Here is an 18923-nt window from a genome sequence, read left to right on the forward strand (position 1 = left end):
GGGCCCGGGGCCGGCTCCGGGCCAGGGTCGGCTCCGACCCGGTCCGAGGCCGGCTCTGACTCGCTCCGGGGTCGGCCCGCGGTCCGTCCGGGCGCGGGCGGGCCCCGGCGGGCCCGGTGCGGCCGGGGTCAGCCGATCACCCGGCCGTTGACGACGACCCGGCGTGGCGCCGCCAGGACGCGGACGTCCGCGCGGGGGTCCTCGCCGTAGACCACGAGGTCGGCCGGGGCGCCCTCCTCCAGGGAGGGGCGGCCCAGCCAGGCCCTGGCCCGCCAGGCGGTGGCGGCGAGCGCGTCGAGCGGCGGGATGCCGGCCTTCGTCAGCTCCTCCACCTCCTCGGCGACCAGGCCGTGCGCGAGCGAGCCGCCCGCGTCGGTGCCGACGAAGACCGGGACGCCCGCGTCGAAGGCCGCGCGCACGGTGTCGTACCTGCGCTCGTGCAGCCGGCGCATATGGGCCGACCAGCGGGGGAACTTCTCCTCGCCGCCGTCGGCGAGGTGCGGGAAGGTCGCGATGTTGACCAGGGTCGGGACGATCGCGACGCCCCGCTCGGCGAAGAGCGGGATGGTGTCCTCGGTGAGGCCGGTGGCGTGCTCGACGCAGTCGATGCCCGCCTCGACGAGATCGCGCAGCGAGTCCTCCGCGAAGCAGTGCGCGGTCACCCGGGCGCCGAGCCGGTGCGCCTCGGCGATGGCCGCCTCGACCTCCGGGCGCGGCCAGCAGGCCGTGAGGTCGCCGGCCTCGCGGTCGATCCAGTCGCCGACGAGCTTGACCCAGCCGTCGCCGCGCCGGGCCTCGCGGCCGACGTACGCCACGAGGTCGGCGGGCTCGATCTCGTGGGCGTAGTTGCGGATGTAGCGGCGGGTGCGGGCGATGTGCCGGCCCGCGCGGATGATCTTCGGCAGGTCTTCCCGCTCGTCGATCCAGCGGGTGTCGGAGGGCGATCCCGCGTCGCGGATGAGCAGGGTGCCCGCGTCCCGGTCGGTGAGGGCCTGCTTCTCGCTGGTGGCCGCGTCGACGGGGCCGTGCCGGTCGAGGCCGACGTGGCAGTGGGCGTCGACGAGCCCGGGCAGTACCCAGCCCTCGACGGTCACCGCCTCGGCGGCGGGCCGGTCGAAGGTGATCCGCCCGTCGACGCACCACAGTTCGTCCCGTACGTCCTCGGGGCCGACGAGCACCCGCCCCTTCACGTGCAGCACCGCGTGATCGCTCATGTCTGCACTGTACGAGGACGGGACCCGGGCCGGGGAGGGGCCCTCGGTACCCTGATCGGGAGTTCCGCCCGCACGAATCCGAGTCGAAGAGGCACCGCCGTGACCGTGACACATCCGCTCCTGGACCTGGCCCCGCTGACCGCCGCGCATTTCGCGTCGATCGAGCGGCGGGTGGCCGCGCTGCTCTCCACGGAGCAGGACGTGGTGATCACCCAGGGCGAGGCGCTGCTCCCTCTGGAGGGGTGCATCCGCAGCGGGGCGCGGGCCGGTTCGACCGCCCTGAACGTGGTCACGGGACCGTACGGGCAGACCTTCGGCAACTGGCTGCGGGACTGCGGCGCGACCGTGGTCGACCTGGAGGTGCCGTTCCACACGGCGGTGACGGCCGCGCAGGTGGAGCAGGCGCTGGCCGCGCACCCCGAGATCGACTTCGTGTCGCTGGTGCACGCGGAGGCGGCGACCGGCAACACCAATCCGGTGGCGGAGATCGGTGAGGTCGTCCGGGCGCACGGGGCGCTGTTCTATCTGGACGCGGTGGCGTCGATCGGTGCCGAGCCGGTGCTGCCGGACGCCTGGGGCGTGGACATGTGCATCATCGGCGCGCAGAAGGCGATGGGCGGTCCCGCGGGTGTGTCGGCGGTGTCGGTGAGCGCCCGCGCCTGGGAGCGGTTCGCGGCCAACCCGGCGGCCCCGCGCCGCTCGTACCTCTCCCTCCTGGACTGGAAGGAGCGCTGGATCGACGGCGGCCGTAAGGCGCTGCTGCACGCTCCGGCGCAGCTGGAGATGCTGGCCCTTGAGGCCTGTGTGGAGCGGATCGAGGCGGAGGGCCTGGACGCGCTGATGGCGCGGCACGCGTCGGCTGCGGCCGCGACCCGCGCGGGCGCGCTGGCGCTCGGCGGCGGTCTGGAGCCGTTCGTGTACGAGGCGAAGGACGCGGCTCCGGTGGCGACGACGCTGCGGGTGCCGGCCGGGGTGGACGCCTCGGCCCTGGTGGCGAAGGCGCTGGCCGCCGATCCGTCGCTGCCGCTGATCGCGGGCGGCGGGGCGCTGGCCGGGGAGATGATCCGGGTCAACCACTACGGGGTGGACGCGACTCCGGGCGCCGTGCAGTCCTCGCTGGCGGCCCTGGGCGCGGCGCTGGGCGAGGCGGGCCGCGCGGTGGACCTGGAGGGCGCGCGCCGGGCGGTCACGGAGGCGTGGGCGGTCTGATCGTCCGCGTACGGGGAGCGTCCCCGTACGGAGAGGGGCGGGGGTCCGGCGCCGGACCCCCGCCCCTTCCTTCTCGCGCGGCCCGGGTGGGGGCCGTACGGCTCGGTCAGAGCGCGGGGTAGTCGACGTAGCCGCGGTGGTCGCCGCCGTACATGGTGGCGCCGTCCGGCTCGTTGTAGGGGCCGTCGGCCCGCAGTCGGGCGGGCAGGTCGGGGTTGGCGATGAAGAGCCGGCCGAAGGCCACGAGGTCGGTGGTGCCGTCCTCGATCAGGGCGAGGGACTCGGAGCTGGTCGGGCCCTCGGTGGACGGATTGAGGATGAACGTTCCGGCGAACCGCTTGCGCAGGTCGAGGACGAGCGGACGGAGCTCGGGGGCGGTCTCCAGGACGTGGAGGTACGCGATGCCGACGGGTTCGATCGCGTCGAGCAGGGCCGTGTACAGCTCTTCGGTCTCGGTCTCCGCGATGTCGTTGAGCGTGTTGGCCGGGGAGATGCGCAGGCCGGTGCGCTCGGGGCCGATCTCGGCGGCGACGGCCCGGACGACCTCGACGGCGAAGCGGATGCGGTTCTCGACCGGGCCGCCCCACTCGTCGGTGCGGTGGTTGGAGCCGGTGGCGAGGAACTGCTGGATCAGGTAGCCGTTGGCGCCGTGGATCTCGACGCCGTCGAAGCCGGCCTCGACGGCGTGGCGGGCGGCGGCGGCGAAGCCGGCGACCGTCTCGCGCACCTCGTCGCCGGTGAGCACGCGCGGGGTGACGTAGTCCTTGGGGCCCTCGGGGGTGAAGGCCTGGCCGGCGGGGGCGACGGCGGAGGGGCCGACGGGGTGGAGGTCGCCGTCGAGGAGGTCGGGGTGTCCGATCCGGCCGGAGTGCATCAGCTGGGCGAAGATCCGGCCGCCGCGCTCGTGGACGGCGTCGGTGACCTCGCGCCAGGCGGCGATCTGCTCGCGGCTGTGGATTCCGGGAGTGAAGGGGTAGCCCTGTCCCTCGGCGACGGGGTGGACGCCCTCGCTGATGATCAGGCCGGCGGAGGCGCGCTGGGCGTAGTACTCGGCGACGAGCGCGGTGGGGGTGCGGCGGACGGCGTCGGCCCGGCTGCGGGTCATCGGGGCCATGGCGATGCGGTTGGAGAGCCGCGTGCCGGCGAGGTCGACGGGGTCGAAGGCGGTGGTCATGGCTGTCCCCTTCAGAAATATGTGGTCGGCCAAGCATTGGCCCGGATGTCACTGTAACCCATTCATTGGCCAGCCAAGGTAATCTGTGGGGAGACCTTCCCGAGGAGCCCCGATGCCAGCGAACGACCCCGCCTGTACCGACACGACACCGTCTGCCGCGCGCGGCGGACCCGTCGGCATCGCGCTCGCCCGGGTGGCCCGGATGCACCGGCTCGCCGCCGGGCGGCGCCTGCGGGAACTCGACCTCTATCCGGGCCAGGAAATGATGATGATGCGGCTCTGGGACTGCGGACCGGTCCGCCAGTCCGAGCTGATCCAGTCCCTGGGCCTGGACGCCTCGACGGTGACCAAGATGCTCCAGCGCCTGGAGCAGTGCGGCCACGTCCGCCGCGGCCCCGACCCGGCCGACCGCCGCGCGGTCCTCGTCGAGGCCACCGAGGAGGGGCGTTCGCTGCGCGCCGGCGTCGAGGGCGTCTGGTCGGACCTGGAGAAGGTCTCCCTGAACGGCCTCGACCCGGCGGACCGCGCGGAACTGGCCCGGCTCCTCGGCCTCGTGGCGGACAACCTCCGCGCGGAGGCGGGCGAGTCGGGCGACTGCCCGCCCCCGCCGCGCGGCTGCTAGGGCGTGACGGTCGGGGCGAGTCGGGCAACTGCCCGCCGCGCCCACGCGGCGCCAGGCCCTGTCGGTCACTGCGGGCCGGGCGGGACTTCCCGGACTCGACCCGGACCCGTCTGCCGGGTCAGGCCTTGAGGGCCGCCAGGGCGCGGTCCACGTCCGCCGCCGTGTTGTACAGGTGGAAGGACGCCCGCAGATTGCCCGCGCGGGCGGAGAGCAGGACGTCGGCCTCGCGCAGCGCGTCCTCGCGGTCCCCGAGGCCGGGGACGGCGACGACCGCCGACTCGTCCATGACCGGCGCGTGGCCGAGGGCGACCAGACCGGCGCGGAAGCGGGCCGCGAGCCCCTTGACGTGGGCCTCGATCCGCTCGATGCCGATCTCCTCCAGGAGCGCCAGCGAGCGGGCCGCCCCGTGGTACGAGAGGAACGCCGGAGGCTCGTCGAAGCGGCGTGCGCTGCGCGCCAGTTCGCGGACCGGGCCGTAGCTGTTCACCCAGCGCTCCTCGCCGGTGACCCAGTTGGCGTGGATCGCGAGGAGCGAGTCCTGCGCCTCCTCGGTGACGGTGAGGAAGGACGCCCCGCGCGGGCAGAGCAGGAACTTGTAGCCTCCGGCGACCGTGTAGTCCCACTCCCCCGCGCGCAGCGGCAGCCAGCCGGCCGACTGCGTGGCGTCCAGGAGGGTCCGGGCCCCGTGCGCGGCCGCCGCGGCGCGGATCGCCGCGAAGTCGGCCGTCCGGCCGTCCGCCGACTGCACGGCGGAGAAGGCGACGAGCGCCGTGTCGGGGCCGACGGACTCGGCGAGCCGGTCGAGCGGCGCGAAGCGGACCTTGAGGTCGCCGCGGATCGTGAAGGGGGTGATGACGGAGGAGAAGTCACCCTCCGGGAACAGGATCTCGGCCCCGGCGGGCATCGACTGGGCGATCATGCCGCAGTGCACGGCGACCGAGCTGCCGACGGCGACGCGCTCGGGCGTGACGCCCATGAGCCGGGCGTAGGTGGCGCGGGCCTCGTCCACGACCGCGAAGTCCCCGGCGCCGTCCGGGCGCCCGGCCGCGGTCTCCTCGGCGAGGAGCACGACGGCCTCGATGGTGCGCCGCGGCAGCAGGGCGCAGGCGGAGGTGTTGAGGTAGGTGTGCTCGGGCGCGAACTCGGCGCCGCCGAGGGGCTCTTCCAGGGAATCCATGCCCCCAGCCTGGATTCCCCACGATCACCCGTCAATGGGCGCCGATCATGGGGAATCTCCAAGCCGCGCTTATTTCCGCAGGTCAGCGTGGGTGCAGTGGGTCGACCCTGGGTACCTCGCGGTTCCTCAGGCGCCGGGGACCTCGCAGCTGCCGTCGGGGTCGCAGACGGCCGCGTCCCCGCCGACGGGCTGCAGGACCCGGCCCTGCCAGGCCTGTTCGAGTGCCTGGGTGAAGACCTCGGCGGGCTGGCCGCCGGAGATGCCGTAGCGGCGGTCGAGGACGAAGAACGGCACGCCGTTGGCGCCGAGCTCGGCGGCCTCGCGCTCGTCCTCGCGTACGGCCTCGGCGTAGGCGGAGTCGTCGGCGAGGACGGCCCGCACCTCGGCCTCGTCGAGGCCCGCCTCGACGCCCAGCGTCACCAGGGTCTCGGGGTCGAAGACGGAGCGCTCCTCGGCGAAGTTGGCGCGGTAGGCCAGGTCGAGGAGCTCGTTCTGCAGGCCGCGGTCCCTGGCGAGGTGGAGCAGCCGGTGGATGTCGAAGGTGTTGCCGTGGTCGCGCCCCTCGGTGCGGTAGCCCAGGCCCTCCGCGTGGGCGTTGGACGCCACGTGGGCCTCCATGGCGCGGGCCTCTTCGAGGGTGCGGCCGTACTTCTTCGCCAGCATCTCCAGGACGGGGCCGGTGTCGCCCTTGGCGCGGTTCGGGTCGAGCTCGAAGGAGCGGTGCACGACCTCGACGTCGTCGCGGTGGGCGAAGGCCGCGAGCCCCTTCTCGAAGCGCGCCTTGCCGATGTAGCACCAGGGGCAGGCGATGTCGCTCCAGATCTCGACGCGCATGTGACTTCTCTCCGGGGTTCGGCGGTGGGGGTGTTCCTCGGGGGAACGCCCCCACCGGTCCGGATCATTCCGTTTCGGCCGCCAGTGTGAGCCGGAGCACGAGGTGGTCGCCGTGGCGCGGGGTTTGCGGGTCGGGGGTCCAGCCCTGGGCGGTGTAGAAGGCCTGGGCGCGCTCGTTCTTGTCGAAGACGTCGAGGCGGACCGTGGTGACCCCGGCGGCGCGCCACTTCTCGACGCAGGCCGCGTGCAGCTCGGCGCCGATGCCCGCGCGCCAGCGGGCGGGGAGCACATGGAGCTGGGTGAGGTGCATGAGGCCCTCGCGCTCGCCGTACGCGGCGATGCCCGCGATCTCCCCGTCCCGTACGGCGCAGAGCACGGCGCCGCGGTCGACGGCGGCCGCCCAGCCCGCGCGGGAGCGGGCGATCTCCTCGGGGCCGAGGAAGTCGGCGTCGGGGAGGTGGCCCCGGTAGTAGGTCGCGCGGGCCTCGGTGTGGAGGGCGACGACGGCGTCGAGATCGGCGGCGGTGGCGAGTCTGATCATGAACTGTCAGGACGCGCGGGGGGCGGGGACGGTTGCGGGAGTGCGGGCGGGCGTGGGTGTGGGGGCGGGCGTGGTCAGGCGGCTGAACGAGGAGCGGTAGGCGCTGGGGGTGAGGCCGGTGCGGCGCAGCAGGTGCTGGCGCAGGGAGTCCGCCGTGCCGAGGCCGCTGGCGCGGGCCACTCCGTCCATGGCGAGCGAGGTGGTCTCCAGGAGTTCCTTCGCGCGCTCCACGCGCTGGTGCAGCAGCCACTGGAGCGGGCTGACCCCGGTCTCGGCGTGGAAGCGGCGCGAGAGGGTGCGGACGGAGACCCCGGCGTGCCGGGCGAGGTCGGTGAGGCCGAGCGGTTCGTCGAGGTGCTCCATCGCCCAGGCGCGCGTGTCGGCGAAGGAGGCTCCGCGCTCGGGCGGCAGCGGGGTCTGGGTGAACTGGGTCTGGCCGCCGGGCCGTACGGGCGCGACGAGGGCGAGGCGGGCGACCGTGTTGGCGACGGCGGCGCCGAAGTCGGTGCGGATGACGTGCAGGCAGAGGTCGATGCCCGCCGCGTACCCGGAGGAGGTGAGCACCGGCCCGTCCTGGACGAAGAGGACGTCGTCCTGGAGGTCGACGGTGGGGTGGCGGGCGGCGAGCAGCGAGCTGTACGCCCAGTACGTCGTCGCCGCCCGCCCGTCGAGCAGTCCTGCCTCGGCGAGCGCGAAGGCACCGGTGCAGATGGACGCGATCCGGCTGCCCGCCGCGGCGGCGCCGCGCAGCGCGTCGAGGATGCGCCGGTCGGGGTCGGTGTACGAGCCGCTGCCCGCGAGGACCACGGTGTCGGCGCCTGCGACGGCGTCGAGGCCGTGCGGGACGACGAGGTCGAGACCGCCGGTGGTGGGGACGGGCCCGGGGTCGGGGGCGCAGATGACGGTCTCGTAGCCGGGTGCGCCGTCGATCTCGACCTTGCCGAACAGCATCTCGGGGATGGCCAGGTTGAACATCGAGACGGGCGGGGCGGCGATCACGGCGACGCGCCGGACGCGGGACTCGACGGGCATGGCCAGAACCTCCGGGCATATGGCATTCGGGCCACTACTGTATGGCGCCGCCGATCATGAAGCTGGGGGCATGACCTCGACCGAACTCGCACGAGCCTCCGTTGTCCCCGCCGCACCTCCTGCCGCCCCCTCCCGCTCCCCGGGCCCGGCCCTGGCCGCCGCGATGCTCGGCTTCGCGCTCATCACCCTGGACACCTCCGTCGTGAACGTCGCGCTGCCCGCGATCGGCGCCGACCTGGGGGCGGGGATGTCGGGCCTCCAGTGGGTGGTGGACGCGTACACGCTGGTGTTCGCCGCGCTGCTGCTGTCCAGCGGGGCGCTCGCCGACCGGGTCGGGGCGAGCCGGGCGTACGGCTGGGGGGCCGTCGTCTTCGTCCTGGCCTCCGCCGCCTGCGGTCTGGCCCCCGGCCTGCCGGCCCTGCTCGCGGCCCGTACGGTGCAGGGCGCGGCGGCCGCGGTGATGCTGCCGGCCTCCCTCGCGCTCGTCCGGGAGGCGTACGGCGATCCCGGGCGGCGGGCCCGCGCGGTGTCGCTGTGGGCGGCCGGCGGCACGCTCGCGGTGGCGCTGGGGCCGGTCGCCGGCGGGGCTCTGACGACGGCGTGGAGCTGGCGGGGCGTCTTCTTCGTCAACCTGCCGCTGGGCCTCGTGGCGCTCGCGCTGCTGGGCCGGGTGGCGCGCTCGGCCCGCCGGCCCGCGCCGCTCGACCTGCCGGGACAGCTGACGGCGATGACGGCGCTCGGGGCGCTCACCTTCGCCGCCATCGAGGGCGGCACGGAGGGCTGGTGGGCGCTGGGCCTCGCGGTCGTCTCCTTCGCCGCGTTCCTGGTGGTCGAGGCGCGGCGGCGGCACCCGGTGGTGCCGCTGGGACTGTTCCGCAACCCGACGGTGGCGGTCGCGGTGGCGGCGGGCTCGGCGAACAGCGTGGCCTTCTACGGGATGCTCTTCGTCTTCAGCCTCTTCTTCCAGCAGGTGCTGGGGCTCTCGGCGCTGGGCGCCGGGCTGATGTTCCTGCCGATGACGGGGCTGCTGGCCGGGGTGAACATCCTGTCCGCGCGGGCGGCGGCGCGGTACGGGGCGAGGCTGCCGATCGTCGTCGGCCAGGCGGTCGCGGTGGCGGGTCTGCTCGGGCTGCTCACGGTGGACGCGGACACCTCCCGCCCGCTCCAGGCCCTGCTGCTGGTCCCGCTGGCGCTCGGGGCGGGCTTCTCGCTGCCGCCGCTGATCGCCTCGATGATGGAGGCGGTCCCGGCCGAGCGCGCGGGCACGGCGGCGGGCCTCCTGAACGCGGTCCGGCAGACGGCGGGCGCCCTGGCGATCGCGGTCTTCGGCTCCCTCGCGGCCGCGTCCGTGGAGGCGGCGCTGCGCACCGGACTCCTCGTCAGCGCGGCCCTGCTGGCCCTGACCACCCTGCTCTCCCTGCGGCTTCCGGGGCGTCTTCCGGGCCGGGCCTGAGCGGCCCCGCCCGGGCCCGGCGGCGGGACCCGCTCAGGCCCCCTTGCGGTACTGGCCGGGAGCCACCCCGTACGCCCGCTTGAAGGCCTTGGCGAAGGCGAACTCCGAGGAGTAACCGGAGCGTTGGGCGACCGCGCGGAGGGGGAGGTCGTCGGTGCGCAGCAGCCGGCCCGCCGTGGTCATGCGCCACCAGGTGAGGTACGCGAGGGGCGCCCGGCCGACCAGGGTGGTGAAGCGGCGGGCGAAGGCGGCCCGGGACAGGCCGGTGAGCGCGCCGAGTTCCTCGACCGTCCAGGCGTGCGCGGGGTCGCCGTGGAGGGCCCGCAGCGCGCCGGCGACGGCCGGGTCGGCGAGGGCGGCGGACCAGCCGGTGGAACGGTCGGGGCGCTCGGTGAGCCACCAGGTGCGCAGCAGGTACAGCAGGAGGGTGTCGAGGAGGGCGGGCACGATGGCGTCGGATCCCGGCTGGGGTTCGGCGAGTTCGGCGCCGAGCAGGTCGACGGCGGCCCGCAGCCGGGGGTGGGCGCCGACCCGGGCGGGGAGGTGGACGAACGGGGGCAGGTCGGTGAGCAGCGGGTGGGCGCGGGCGCGGCTGAGCTGGTAGGCGCCGCACAGGAGCAGGGTCTCGTCGGCGCCGATCGGGCCGCGGTCGGGCGGGGTGGGCCAGGAGCCGTCGGGGGCGGGCAGGGCGTCGACGAGGGGGGTGCCGGGGTGGTCGGCGAGGCCGTGGCCGGTGCCGTGGGCGAGGAGGACGACGTCGCCGGGGCCGAGTCTGACGGGGGCGGCGTCGTCCGGTGGCAGCAGCCAGGCGGTGCCCTGGAGGACGACGTGGAATCCGGCGCCCTTGCCGGGAGGGAAGCGGATGCCCCAGGGGGCGAAGCGGACGGTGCGGGAGGAGTGGGGGCGGCCGGTGCGCATGGCGGCGATGGCATCGCTCAGTACGTCCATGGTGGGAAACGGTAGCGGGCGAGACGATCGGACATGGTGGGAAGCCAAGGAGACATGGATCGTCTTTCCGGCCCCTCCTAACGTCGAGGTCATGACGACAACAGGCATGACGACGAAGGCGGTTCTGTTCCACGAGCTGGGCGGGCCCGAGGTGCTGACCGTGGAGGAGGTGCCGCTGCCCGCGCCCGGCCCCGGCGAGGTCCTGGTCCGGGTCGAGGCGATCGGGCTCAACCGGGCCGAGGCGCTGTTCCGCGCGGGCACCTACTACTACCCGGCCACGCTGCCGGGTTCGCGGCTCGGTTACGAGGCGGCGGGCGTGGTCGAGGCGGTGGGCGCCGGGGTCACCGCGTACGCCCCGGGCGACCCGGTGATGGCGGCGGCCAACTTCGACTTCGGGGTCCACGGGGTGTACGCGGAGCGGGTGGTGCTGCCCCAGGAGTACGTGGTGGCCCGGCCGGAGGGCGTGGACGCGGTGACGGCGGCGGCGGTCTGGCTGAGCTACTTCACCGCGTACGGCGGGATGGTGCTGACCGGCGGTCTCGGAGCGGGTGAGCACGTGGTGATCACGGGGGCGTCCAGTTCGGTGGGCACCGCCGCGCTCCAGGTCGCGCTGCGGGTCGGCGCGGTGCCCATCGCCACCACGCGCACGGAGGCCAAGCGGAAGCGGCTCCTGGAGCTGGGGGCCGCGCACGTGGTCGTGACGGACACCGAGGACCTGGTCGGGGAGGTCCGCCGGATCACCTGCGGGGCGGGCGCGGACCTGGCGTTCGACGCGATCGGCGGGCCCGGCTTCGCCCGGCTCGGGGACGCGCTGCGGACCGGTGGCACGGCCGTGCTGTACGGCTGGCTCGACCCCCGGCCGACCGAGCTGTCGCGGAACTGGCCGCTGACCACGCACACGTACGCGAACGGGGAACTGGCCAGGAGCGAGGAGGGGCGCCGGCGGGCGGCCGGTTTCATCGGTTCGGGGCTCAGGGACGGCTCCCTGGCGCCGGTGATCGCCGAGACCTTCGACGGTCTGGAGCGGATCGCCGACGCCCATCGGCTGATGGAGTCGAACGCGCACCTCGGGAAGATCGTGGTGCGCGTCCCTTCCTGACGGAGTCAGCGCCTCGGAACTCCCAGCGGGTTGCCGTCGCGGAGTTCGGGCGGCAGCAGGTGGCCGGGGGTCGACTGGTAGGTGACCGGACGCAGCCAGCGCTCGATCGCGGTCGCCCCGACCGAGGTGGAGGTGGAGGTGGTGGCCGGGTAGGGGCCGCCGTGGTGCTGGGCGGCGGCGACGGCGACGCCGGTGGGCCAGCCGTTGACGAGGACGCGGCCCGCGAGCGGGGTGAGTTCGGCGAGGAGCGAGGCCGCGTCGGCGTCCTCGCCCCGCTCGGCGATGTGCAGGGTGGCGGTGAGGTTGCCGGGCAGCCGGGAGAGGACCTCGCTGATCTCCGTACGGGAGTCGTAGCGGGCGACGACGGTGACCGGGCCGAAGCACTCCTCCAGGAGGAGGTCGTGGCCCTCCCCGTCGGGGCCGCCGGTGAGCCGTGCGGCGTCGACGGCGAGGACGCCGGCGCTGACCGTGTGGGTGCCGCCAGGGCCCGGGGTGACGGGGGCCGCCACCCCGGCGAGGGCGGCGCGCTCGGCGGCCCCGGCGACGAAGGCCTCGCGCATCCGGTGGTCGAGCAGGACGGCCGGTGCGGCCGCGGAGACCCCGGCGGCGAGGGCGTCGAGGAAGCGGTCGCCCGCCTCGCCCGTGGGGGCCAGGACGAAGCCGGGCTTGGTGCAGAACTGGCCGGCGCCCAGGGTCATGGAACCGGCCAGACCGGCGCCGATCTCCTCGGCCCGCTCCTCGACGGCGGCGGGGGTCAGCACGACGGGGTTGAGGGAGCCGAGTTCGCCGTGGAAGGGGATGGGGACGGGCCGGGCGGCGGCGGCGTCGAAGAGGGCCCGGCCGCCGCGGACCGAGCCGGTGAAGCCGGCGGCCGCGACGAGCGGGTGGCGGACCAGTTCGACGCCCGCGTCGAAGCCGTGGACGAGGACGACGACGTCCTCGGGGAGGCCCGTCTTGGCGGCGGCCCCGCGGAGCAGGGAGGCGCAGAGCTCGGAGGTGGCGGGGTGGTCCGGGTGGCCCTTGACGACCACGGGGCAGCCGGCCGCGAGGGCGCTCGCGGTGTCGCCGCCCGGGACGGAGAAGGCGAGCGGGAAGTTGCTGGCGGCGTAGACCGCGACGACGCCGAGCGGGATCTTCCAGCGGCGCATGTCGGGCCGTGGCGGGGTGGCTCCGGGGTCGGGCAGGTCGATCCGGACGTCGAGGAAGGAGCCCTCCTCGACGACCTCGGCGAAGGCCCTCAACTGGGCGGTGGTGCGGGCGAGTTCGCCGGTGAGGCGGACCGGTCCGAGGGCCGTCTCGGCGTCCGCCGTCCCGACGATCCGCTCGCCGGCCCCGTCGAGGAGGTCGGCCGCGGTACGGAGGAAGGCGGCCCGTACGGTCCGGTCGGCGAGCGCCTCCCGGACCTGGTGGGCGGCCCGTACGGCCCGGTCGACGTCCGCCGCCGTGGACTCCGTCCCGACCCGCTCGCGCGGCTTCCCCGTCCGGGGGTCCACACTCCACACTGGTTCTGCCGCCACCGCCACGCCCCTGTTCGCTATTCTGAACACAGTTCCCGTAGATGAACGTATCTGACGGGACTCTAGGGACGGCCCGGCCGTCTCCACAAGGGGCCCCGTTCAGCCAGGTGGCCACGGGACGACCGGACGACGGAAAAGGGGCGAGGGTCATGGCGACAGCCGACGCGGGCGGAGCGCAGGTGAAGTCCGCGGTGCGGACCGTGGAGCTGCTCGAATACTTCGCCGGACGGCCCGGAATGCACTCGCTGGCCGCCGTCCAGGAGGCCGTCGGCTACCCCAAGTCCAGCCTGTACATGCTGCTGCGCACGCTGGTCGAACTCGGCTGGGTGGAGACCGACGCGACGGGCACCCGGTACGGCATCGGGGTGCGGGCGCTGCTCGTCGGCACCTCGTACATCGACGGGGACGAGGTGGTGGCCGCCTCCCGGCCCACCCTGGACCGGCTCTCCGACGACACCACCGAAACCATCCACCTCGCACGCCTCGACGGCACCAACGTGGTCTATCTGGCGACCCGTCAGTCCCAGCACTACCTGCGGCCGTTCACCCGGGTCGGGCGCCGGCTGCCCGCGCACTCGACCTCACTCGGCAAGGCGCTGCTCGCCACCCACACCGACGACCAGGTGCGCAAGCTGCTCCCGGAGACCCTCCCGGCGCTCACCGAGCACACGATCACCGACCGCGAGCAGCTCATCGAGGAGCTGCACGCCATCCGCGAGCAGGGGATCTCGGTGGACCGGGAGGAGAACACCCTGGGGCTGCGCTGCTTCGGCGTCGCGATCCCGTACCGGACCCCCGCGCGGGACGCGATCAGCTGCTCGGTGCCGGTGGCGCGGCTCACCCCGGCCCACGAGCAGATGATCAAGGACGCGCTCTTCGACGCGCGCGACCGGCTGACGCTGGCGACCCGCCGCCTCTGACCGCACGGCCGGTCAGCCGCGCTCGGCCAGTGCCTTCTGCCAGGCCGGGCTGTCCACGTAGTGGTTGTCGTACTGCTCCGAGGAGGCCTTGATCTCCTCGAAGCTCGCCTCGCCCCGCATGACCCGGCCGAGCAGGCGCAGGTAGTCGAAGCGGGCCATGCCCGGCGTGAAGACGAACAGGACGTCCGCCTCGGCGCCGGGCGCCGCCGCGAAGGCGTGGGCGGTGTGCGGCGGGACGAGGAGGAAGTCGCCCTTCTCCAGGACGGAGAGCTCCTCGCCGACCAGGACCTGGAGCGAGCCGTCGATGACGTAGAACATCTCCGAGGCCTTGGTGTGGAAGTGCGCCGGGGCGCCGACCGCACCCTCGGCGAAGGTGGAGCGGTAGCTGGTGAGCTGTCCACCGGTGGTGCCGGAGTCGGCGAGGAGGGTCATCACGCTGCTGGGGTCCGCCGTGGTCTCGGCGTCGGCGGCGCGGGTCAGGAGCGGGGCGAAGGGCGCGTTGTTGTCGTTCATGATCACTACTCTAGAGCGGCATTGACCACCCCGAAGGGTGCAATCGATCTAGAAAAACGTGGGTCAATTTCATCCAGGCGCCGCCCGCCCCTCCCCCAGGCGCCGCCCTCCCCTCCCCCGCGCGGCGGAGGCGGATCACCGGCGGGCAGGACGCGCCGCCCCCGGTCCGCGGCCGAGCCTTGAGCCATGACCAGGACCGAACTCCTCCGCTCCCCCGCCGCCCCTCCCGAGGCCGGCATCAGCCCCGCCCGCCGGGCCCTGCGCGCCCTCGCGATCCTCGCCTGCGTCCCGTACATCGCGCTCAAGACCGCGTGGGTGGCGGGCAGCGAGATCGGCATCCCCGCCGGAAGCGCGCTCCTCGAACACCGCCAGATGATGATCGTCGCCAACGCGGTCTCGGTGGTGGCCGACGCCCTCGTGGTCGTCCTCGCCCTGCTCCTCACCCGGCCCTGGGGGCGGCGGGTGCCCGCCTGGCTCCTGGTGCTCCCGATGTGGGCGGCGACCGGGCTGCTCGCCCCGATCATGACCGGCTACCCCGCCCAGCTCGCGGTCGCCCTCCTCACCGGCGGCGAGCAGGCCGCCCCGCCCGCCGAACCCTTCCTGCACTCCTGGGTCTTCGCCGTCGTCTACGGCGGCTTCATCCTCCAGGGCCTCTCCCTCGGCACCCTCTTCGTGTTGTACGCGCGCGACCGCTGGGGCCGGCTCCTGCGGGCCCGGCTCGGTGAACCGGCCGCCCGTACGGCCGGGCCCGGCGTACGGGCGGTCGCCCTGGCCGCCACCGCCGTCGCGCTGGTGCCCCTCACGCTCCACACGATGTGGCTGTCCGGCGCCACCGAGGGCCTGTCGCCCCGTCAGGCAGCCGGACGTGACGCCGACTTCGCCGTCCTGCAAGCCCAGTGGATCGTCTTCCTCCTCGTCGCCGTGGCCGCCACGCTCCTCCTCGTCCTGCGCCGGCCCGCGCCGCCGAGGACCCGCGCCCTCGTCGCCCTCGCCTGGACCGGCTCGGGCGCGGCGGGCTGCTGGGGCGCGTACCTGTCGCTGGTCGCGCTGGCGCCGACGTCCGATCCCGCCCAGCAGGTCACGGCCCTCGCGCGACTGGCCTACGCTGGCGAAATGATCACCGGGTTCCTCCTCGCCGCCTGTCTGGCCGCGGTCCTGCGGCGGCGGAGCGCCGAGGCGTGAGGCGGTACGCCCCCGCCGCCCTCGCGGCGGCCCTGCTCGGGCAGCGGGCCCGGCGGCGCTGGCTCCATCTGATCGTGGGCGGCGCGCTGTTCATGCCGTTCTGGATGGTCGGCACGCTGCTCATGGGCCCGCTGCTCGACGAGGGCGGGATGTTCTCCGGCGGTCTCGGCGTGCAGTTCGGGGCGTACGCGGTGGGACTCCCGCTCGTCGCCGTCGCCGCGCTGTTCCCGCTGGCCCGGCCGATGGCGGTGGCGGCGGCGCGGGCGCTCTGCGGGGTCCCGGCGGAGCGGCTCGCGGACGGTCCTGCCCGGGGCCGGGCGGCGAAGGCCCGGACCTCCGGCTGGTTCGTCCTGCACCTGGGCGCCGGGGCACTGGTCAGCGGGGCGACGCTCGCCCTGCCGCCGTTCGCGGTCTCCGTGACGGCGCTGCCGTTCTCGCCGGCCCTCCGGGCGTCGGAGCTCGGCCGGTTCTGGGGCCTCGACCGGCCCTGGTGGGACTGGGCGGCGCTCCCGGCGGGGCTCCTGATGCTGGTCGCGCTGGCCGCCGTGGCGGCCGCGACGGGGACCCTGCTCGCCCGGTCGGCGCCCCGGCTGCTCGGGCCGAGCCCGGCGGACCGGCTGGCGGCCGCCGAGCGGCGCGCGGCGGAGGCCGAGTCCCGCAACCGGCTGGCCCGGGAGCTGCACGACTCGGTCGGCCACGCGCTGAGCGCGGTCACCCTCCAGGCCGGGGCGGCCCGCCGGGTGCTGGACGCCGGCGCCGGGGCCGACCTGGAGTTCGTCCGGGAGGCGCTGACCGCGATCGAGGAGACGACCCGGCGCACGGTCGGCGAGCTGGACGGGGTCCTGGGCCTGCTGCGGCGCGGCGACGAGGTCGAGGAGGGGGTGGGCCCCGGGCTCGACTCGCTGGCGGCGCTGGTGCGGGGCGCGGGGCCGAAGGTGGCGCTCACCGTGTCCGGCGACCTCTCCGCCGTACCGGAGACGCTGTCCCGTGAGGCGTACCGGATCGTTCAGGAAGGGCTGACGAACGCGGCCCGGCACGCGGGCGGCGAGCCCGTCACCGTACGGGTCGAGGCCCGTACCGAAGCATGGGAGATCACCGTGGAGAACCCCCTGTCCGCGCGGCCGCCGGTCGCCCGCCCGCACGGCGGGCACGGCCTGCGCGGCATCGGCGAACGGGCCCGGCTGCTCGGCGGCACCGCCGAGGCCGGAGCGGCGGCCGGCGTCTGGCGCCTCGCGGTCAGGATCCCCCGGTGAGCGCCGTCCGGGTCGTCCTGGCCGACGACGAGCGGATGGTGCGGACGGCCCTGCGGGTCATCCTCGACGCGGAGCCCGACCTGACCGTCGTCGGCGAGGCGTCCACCGGCGCCGAGGCGGTGTCGGTGGTGCGGGCGGAGCGGCCCGACGTCGTCCTGATGGACGTGCGGATGCCGGAGATCGACGGCATCCGGGCCACCGAACAGATCCTCGCCGGGATGGCGGAGCCGCCCCGGATCGTGGTCGTGACCACCTTCGAGAACGACGCGTACGTCTACGACGCGCTGCGCGTCGGCGCGGCCGGGTTCCTGCTGAAGCGGGCGGCGGCGGAGGAGCTGGTGAGCGCGGTCCGGCTGGTCGCCCGGAGCGACTCTCTGCTGTACCCGGCGGCGGTACGCGGCCTGGCCGCCGAGCACGCGAGGAACCGGCCGCCGGTGGCACCGCCCTGGGTGGCGCGGCTCACCGAGCGGGAGGCGGAGGTGCTGCGCCTGGTCGCGACGGGCCTGACGAACGCGGAGATCGCCGGCCGGATGGGCGTGGGCCCGGCGACGGTGAAGACGCACGTGGCGTCGGTCCTGGCGAAGTCGGGCGCCCGGGACCGCACGCAGGCGGTGATCCTCGCGTACGAGTCGGGGTTCGTCCGGGCGGGGTGACGGCGGCCACACGGAGGCCCGGTCCGTATGAAGGTTCGCTGAGAAACGGAGCACAAGCGGAACGTCTGCCACCGGTCCGTTCGTCCCCCCAGGTGCGATGAACAAGACGATCAGGCGCACCTCGGTCTTCGTCCTCATCCTCGTGCTCGCCCTGCTGGGCCGGGCCACCTGGGTGCAGGCGTACGAGGGCAAGGCGCTCGCGGACGACAAGAAGAACCGGCGGCAGACCATCGCGCAGTACGCGCAGCCGCTCGGGAACATCGTCGTGGCCGGCTCCCCGGTCACCGGCTCGAAGAGGACGGAGGGAACGGACCTCGCGTACCAGCGCACGTACACGGACGGCGAGCTGTACGCGGCGGTCACCGGATACAGCTCGCAGGCGTACGGCGCCACCCAGCTGGAGGGCATCTACTCCGACGTCCTGGACGGCACCGACGACCGGCTGAAGAACCCGCTCGACGCCATCACCCGCAAACAGCAGGAGCCGGGCACGGTCGTCACCACGATCGACCCCGCCGTGCAGAAGGCGGCCTACGAGGCGCTCGGGAACAAGAAAGGCGCGGCCGTGGCCGTCGACCCGGCGACCGGCCGGATCCTCGCGATGGTCTCCACCCCGTCCTACGACCCGTCGAAGATCGCCGGGACGACGGACGGAGACGCCTGGAAGGCGCTGACCACCGACGAGGACAAGCCGCTGGTCAACCGGGCCCTGCGCCAGCCGCTGCCGCCGGGCTCGACGTTCAAGCTGGTCGTCGCGGCGGCCGCCCTGGAGGACGGTCTGTACGGCTCGGTGGACACGGCGACGAAGAGCCCCGACCCGTACACCCTGCCGAACACCCGGACCGTGCTGAAGAACGAGAACGCCTCCGCGCCCTGCGAGAACGCCACGATCCGCACCGCGCTCCGGTACTCCTGCAACAACGTCTTCGCCAAGATGGCCGCCGACCTGGGCCAGGACAAGGTGAAGGCGATGGCGGAGAAGTTCGGCTTCAACGACACCGAGCTCGACGTGCCGGTGCGCGCCTACGCGAGCGTGTACCCGTCCAAGATGGACAAGGCGCAGACGGCGCTGACCGGCATCGGCCAGTTCGACGTGACCGCCACCCCGCTCCAGATGGCGATGGTGTCGGCGGTGATCGCCCACGACGGCCTGCTGGCCGCCCCGCACATGGTGTCGCAGGTCGTCGACTCCGACGGCGACGCGCTGACCTCGTACAAGGACGGGGACACCGAGCGGATCGTCTCCTCCTCGACGGCCGAGCAGCTGCGCAGCGCGATGGTGACCGTGGTGGAGAAGGGCACCGGCACCAACGCGGCGATCAGCGGGGCCGAGGTCGGCGGCAAGACCGGCACGGCGCAGCACGGCGAGAACAACAGCAAGACGCCGTACGCCTGGTTCACCTCGTACGCCAAGGATCCCGCGACCGGGAAGCAGGTCGCCGTCGCGGTGATGATCGAGGACTCGGGCGCGGCCCGCTCCGAGGTCAGCGGCAACGGCCTCGCGGCCCCGGTGGCGCAGAAGATGATGGCGGCGGCGCTGAAGTGAGGTGGGGCGTCCGAGGCCGTGAGGCGAGACGGCCGG

Annotated in this window: 18 protein-coding genes; 9 read left to right on the plus strand and 9 right to left on the minus strand. The window is 74.5% G+C overall.

All coding sequences use genetic code 11. The features are described 5' to 3' along the window. Window positions 1-128 precede the first annotated feature (128 nt). Window positions 129-1214, minus strand: coding sequence for an amidohydrolase family protein (locus tag DEJ43_RS07455; RefSeq protein ID WP_015032710.1), 1086 nt, complete (start codon window positions 1212-1214; stop codon window positions 129-131). A 105-nt stretch (window positions 1215-1319) separates the two neighbouring features. Between DEJ43_RS07455 and DEJ43_RS07460 the strand changes: the two genes are divergently transcribed. Then, complete coding sequence (locus tag DEJ43_RS07460) at window positions 1320-2423, plus strand: pyridoxal-phosphate-dependent aminotransferase family protein (protein ID WP_041663715.1); 1104 nt, start codon at window positions 1320-1322, stop codon at window positions 2421-2423. Between the two features lie 106 nt (window positions 2424-2529). Here DEJ43_RS07460 and DEJ43_RS07465 read toward each other — a convergent pair whose 3' ends face one another. Next, entirely contained in the window at window positions 2530-3597 is a 1068-nt protein-coding gene (locus tag DEJ43_RS07465; RefSeq protein ID WP_041662218.1) for an alkene reductase, read from the minus strand. A gap of 112 nt (window positions 3598-3709) precedes the next feature. Between DEJ43_RS07465 and DEJ43_RS07470 the strand changes: the two genes are divergently transcribed. Further along, a complete protein-coding gene (locus DEJ43_RS07470) occupies window positions 3710-4219 on the plus strand; it encodes a MarR family winged helix-turn-helix transcriptional regulator (protein ID WP_015032713.1) in 510 nt (169 codons plus the stop codon). A 118-nt stretch (window positions 4220-4337) separates the two neighbouring features. Here the strand turns inward: DEJ43_RS07470 and DEJ43_RS07475 are convergent, their stop codons facing one another. The 4 genes from DEJ43_RS07475 to DEJ43_RS07490 form a co-directional block, all read right to left on the minus strand. Then, a complete protein-coding gene (locus DEJ43_RS07475) occupies window positions 4338-5396 on the minus strand; it encodes an aminotransferase class V-fold PLP-dependent enzyme (protein ID WP_015032714.1) in 1059 nt (352 codons plus the stop codon). Between the two features lie 126 nt (window positions 5397-5522). Beyond that, on the minus strand, window positions 5523-6230 hold the full coding sequence (locus tag DEJ43_RS07480; protein ID WP_015032715.1) for a DsbA family oxidoreductase: 708 nt from the start codon (window positions 6228-6230) through the stop codon (window positions 5523-5525). Window positions 6231-6294: 64 nt separating this feature from the next. After that, window positions 6295-6771 (minus strand): GNAT family N-acetyltransferase, encoded by a 477-nt coding sequence (locus DEJ43_RS07485; protein ID WP_015032716.1) that lies wholly within the window; start codon window positions 6769-6771, stop codon window positions 6295-6297. A gap of 6 nt (window positions 6772-6777) precedes the next feature. Next, window positions 6778-7803, minus strand: coding sequence for a GlxA family transcriptional regulator (locus DEJ43_RS07490; protein ID WP_015032717.1), 1026 nt, complete (start codon window positions 7801-7803; stop codon window positions 6778-6780). Between the two features lie 70 nt (window positions 7804-7873). Here DEJ43_RS07490 and DEJ43_RS07495 point away from each other — a divergent pair, with 70 nt between their 5' ends. Continuing rightward, window positions 7874-9256, plus strand: a complete 1383-nt coding sequence (locus DEJ43_RS07495; RefSeq protein WP_015032718.1) for an MFS transporter — start codon at window positions 7874-7876, stop codon at window positions 9254-9256. Between the two features lie 33 nt (window positions 9257-9289). Here DEJ43_RS07495 and DEJ43_RS07500 read toward each other — a convergent pair whose 3' ends face one another. Next, on the minus strand, window positions 9290-10204 hold the full coding sequence (locus DEJ43_RS07500) for an AraC family transcriptional regulator (RefSeq protein WP_041662219.1): 915 nt from the start codon (window positions 10202-10204) through the stop codon (window positions 9290-9292). A 91-nt stretch (window positions 10205-10295) separates the two neighbouring features. Here DEJ43_RS07500 and DEJ43_RS07505 point away from each other — a divergent pair, with 91 nt between their 5' ends. Continuing rightward, on the plus strand, window positions 10296-11303 hold the full coding sequence (locus DEJ43_RS07505; protein WP_015032720.1) for a zinc-dependent alcohol dehydrogenase family protein: 1008 nt from the start codon (window positions 10296-10298) through the stop codon (window positions 11301-11303). A 5-nt stretch (window positions 11304-11308) separates the two neighbouring features. Here DEJ43_RS07505 and DEJ43_RS07510 read toward each other — a convergent pair whose 3' ends face one another. Next, window positions 11309-12820 carry an aldehyde dehydrogenase (NADP(+)) gene (locus tag DEJ43_RS07510; protein WP_041663718.1) on the minus strand — a complete coding sequence of 504 codons (1512 nt, stop codon included), beginning with the start codon at window positions 12818-12820 and terminating at the stop codon, window positions 11309-11311. Window positions 12821-12969: 149 nt separating this feature from the next. Between DEJ43_RS07510 and DEJ43_RS07515 the strand changes: the two genes are divergently transcribed. Then, a complete protein-coding gene (locus tag DEJ43_RS07515) occupies window positions 12970-13740 on the plus strand; it encodes an IclR family transcriptional regulator (RefSeq protein WP_041662221.1) in 771 nt (256 codons plus the stop codon). A 12-nt stretch (window positions 13741-13752) separates the two neighbouring features. Here the strand turns inward: DEJ43_RS07515 and DEJ43_RS07520 are convergent, their stop codons facing one another. Then, entirely contained in the window at window positions 13753-14253 is a 501-nt protein-coding gene (locus tag DEJ43_RS07520; protein ID WP_015032723.1) for a cupin domain-containing protein, read from the minus strand. 186 nt (window positions 14254-14439) lie between these two features. Between DEJ43_RS07520 and DEJ43_RS07525 the strand changes: the two genes are divergently transcribed. From DEJ43_RS07525 to DEJ43_RS07540, 4 genes are all read left to right on the plus strand, one after another. Next, on the plus strand, window positions 14440-15435 hold the full coding sequence (locus tag DEJ43_RS07525; protein ID WP_015032724.1) for a hypothetical protein: 996 nt from the start codon (window positions 14440-14442) through the stop codon (window positions 15433-15435). After that, window positions 15432-16688 (plus strand): sensor histidine kinase, encoded by a 1257-nt coding sequence (locus DEJ43_RS38010; protein ID WP_015032725.1) that lies wholly within the window; start codon window positions 15432-15434, stop codon window positions 16686-16688. Before DEJ43_RS07525 ends, DEJ43_RS38010 begins: the two co-directional genes overlap by 4 nt. A gap of 35 nt (window positions 16689-16723) precedes the next feature. Next, on the plus strand, window positions 16724-17341 hold the full coding sequence (locus DEJ43_RS07535) for a response regulator (protein WP_051026030.1): 618 nt from the start codon (window positions 16724-16726) through the stop codon (window positions 17339-17341). A 97-nt stretch (window positions 17342-17438) separates the two neighbouring features. After that, window positions 17439-18887 (plus strand): peptidoglycan D,D-transpeptidase FtsI family protein, encoded by a 1449-nt coding sequence (locus tag DEJ43_RS07540; protein ID WP_015032727.1) that lies wholly within the window; start codon window positions 17439-17441, stop codon window positions 18885-18887. The last annotated feature ends 36 nt before the right edge of the window (window positions 18888-18923 follow it).

It is taken from the genome of Streptomyces venezuelae ATCC 10712 (assembly GCF_008639165.1).
Classification (GTDB): domain Bacteria; phylum Actinomycetota; class Actinomycetes; order Streptomycetales; family Streptomycetaceae; genus Streptomyces; species Streptomyces venezuelae.

Coding starts and splice junctions, on each gene's coding strand:
- DEJ43_RS07465 (WP_041662218.1), bottom strand. CDS start 3,597: ATGACCACCGCCTTCGACCCCGTCGACCTCGCCGGCACGCGGCTCTCC.
- DEJ43_RS07500 (WP_041662219.1), bottom strand. CDS start 10,204: ATGGACGTACTGAGCGATGCCATCGCCGCCATGCGCACCGGCCGCCCC.
- DEJ43_RS07480 (WP_015032715.1), bottom strand. CDS start 6,230: ATGCGCGTCGAGATCTGGAGCGACATCGCCTGCCCCTGGTGCTACATC.
- DEJ43_RS07520 (WP_015032723.1), bottom strand. CDS start 14,253: ATGAACGACAACAACGCGCCCTTCGCCCCGCTCCTGACCCGCGCCGCC.
- DEJ43_RS07455 (WP_015032710.1), bottom strand. CDS start 1,214: ATGAGCGATCACGCGGTGCTGCACGTGAAGGGGCGGGTGCTCGTCGGC.
- DEJ43_RS07475 (WP_015032714.1), bottom strand. CDS start 5,396: ATGGATTCCCTGGAAGAGCCCCTCGGCGGCGCCGAGTTCGCGCCCGAG.
- DEJ43_RS07535 (WP_051026030.1), top strand. CDS start 16,724: ATGGTGCGGACGGCCCTGCGGGTCATCCTCGACGCGGAGCCCGACCTG.
- DEJ43_RS07525 (WP_015032724.1), top strand. CDS start 14,440: ATGACCAGGACCGAACTCCTCCGCTCCCCCGCCGCCCCTCCCGAGGCC.
- DEJ43_RS07505 (WP_015032720.1), top strand. CDS start 10,296: ATGACGACAACAGGCATGACGACGAAGGCGGTTCTGTTCCACGAGCTG.
- DEJ43_RS07515 (WP_041662221.1), top strand. CDS start 12,970: ATGGCGACAGCCGACGCGGGCGGAGCGCAGGTGAAGTCCGCGGTGCGG.
- DEJ43_RS07470 (WP_015032713.1), top strand. CDS start 3,710: ATGCCAGCGAACGACCCCGCCTGTACCGACACGACACCGTCTGCCGCG.
- DEJ43_RS07490 (WP_015032717.1), bottom strand. CDS start 7,803: ATGCCCGTCGAGTCCCGCGTCCGGCGCGTCGCCGTGATCGCCGCCCCG.
- DEJ43_RS07485 (WP_015032716.1), bottom strand. CDS start 6,771: ATGATCAGACTCGCCACCGCCGCCGATCTCGACGCCGTCGTCGCCCTC.
- DEJ43_RS07540 (WP_015032727.1), top strand. CDS start 17,439: ATGAACAAGACGATCAGGCGCACCTCGGTCTTCGTCCTCATCCTCGTG.
- DEJ43_RS07495 (WP_015032718.1), top strand. CDS start 7,874: ATGACCTCGACCGAACTCGCACGAGCCTCCGTTGTCCCCGCCGCACCT.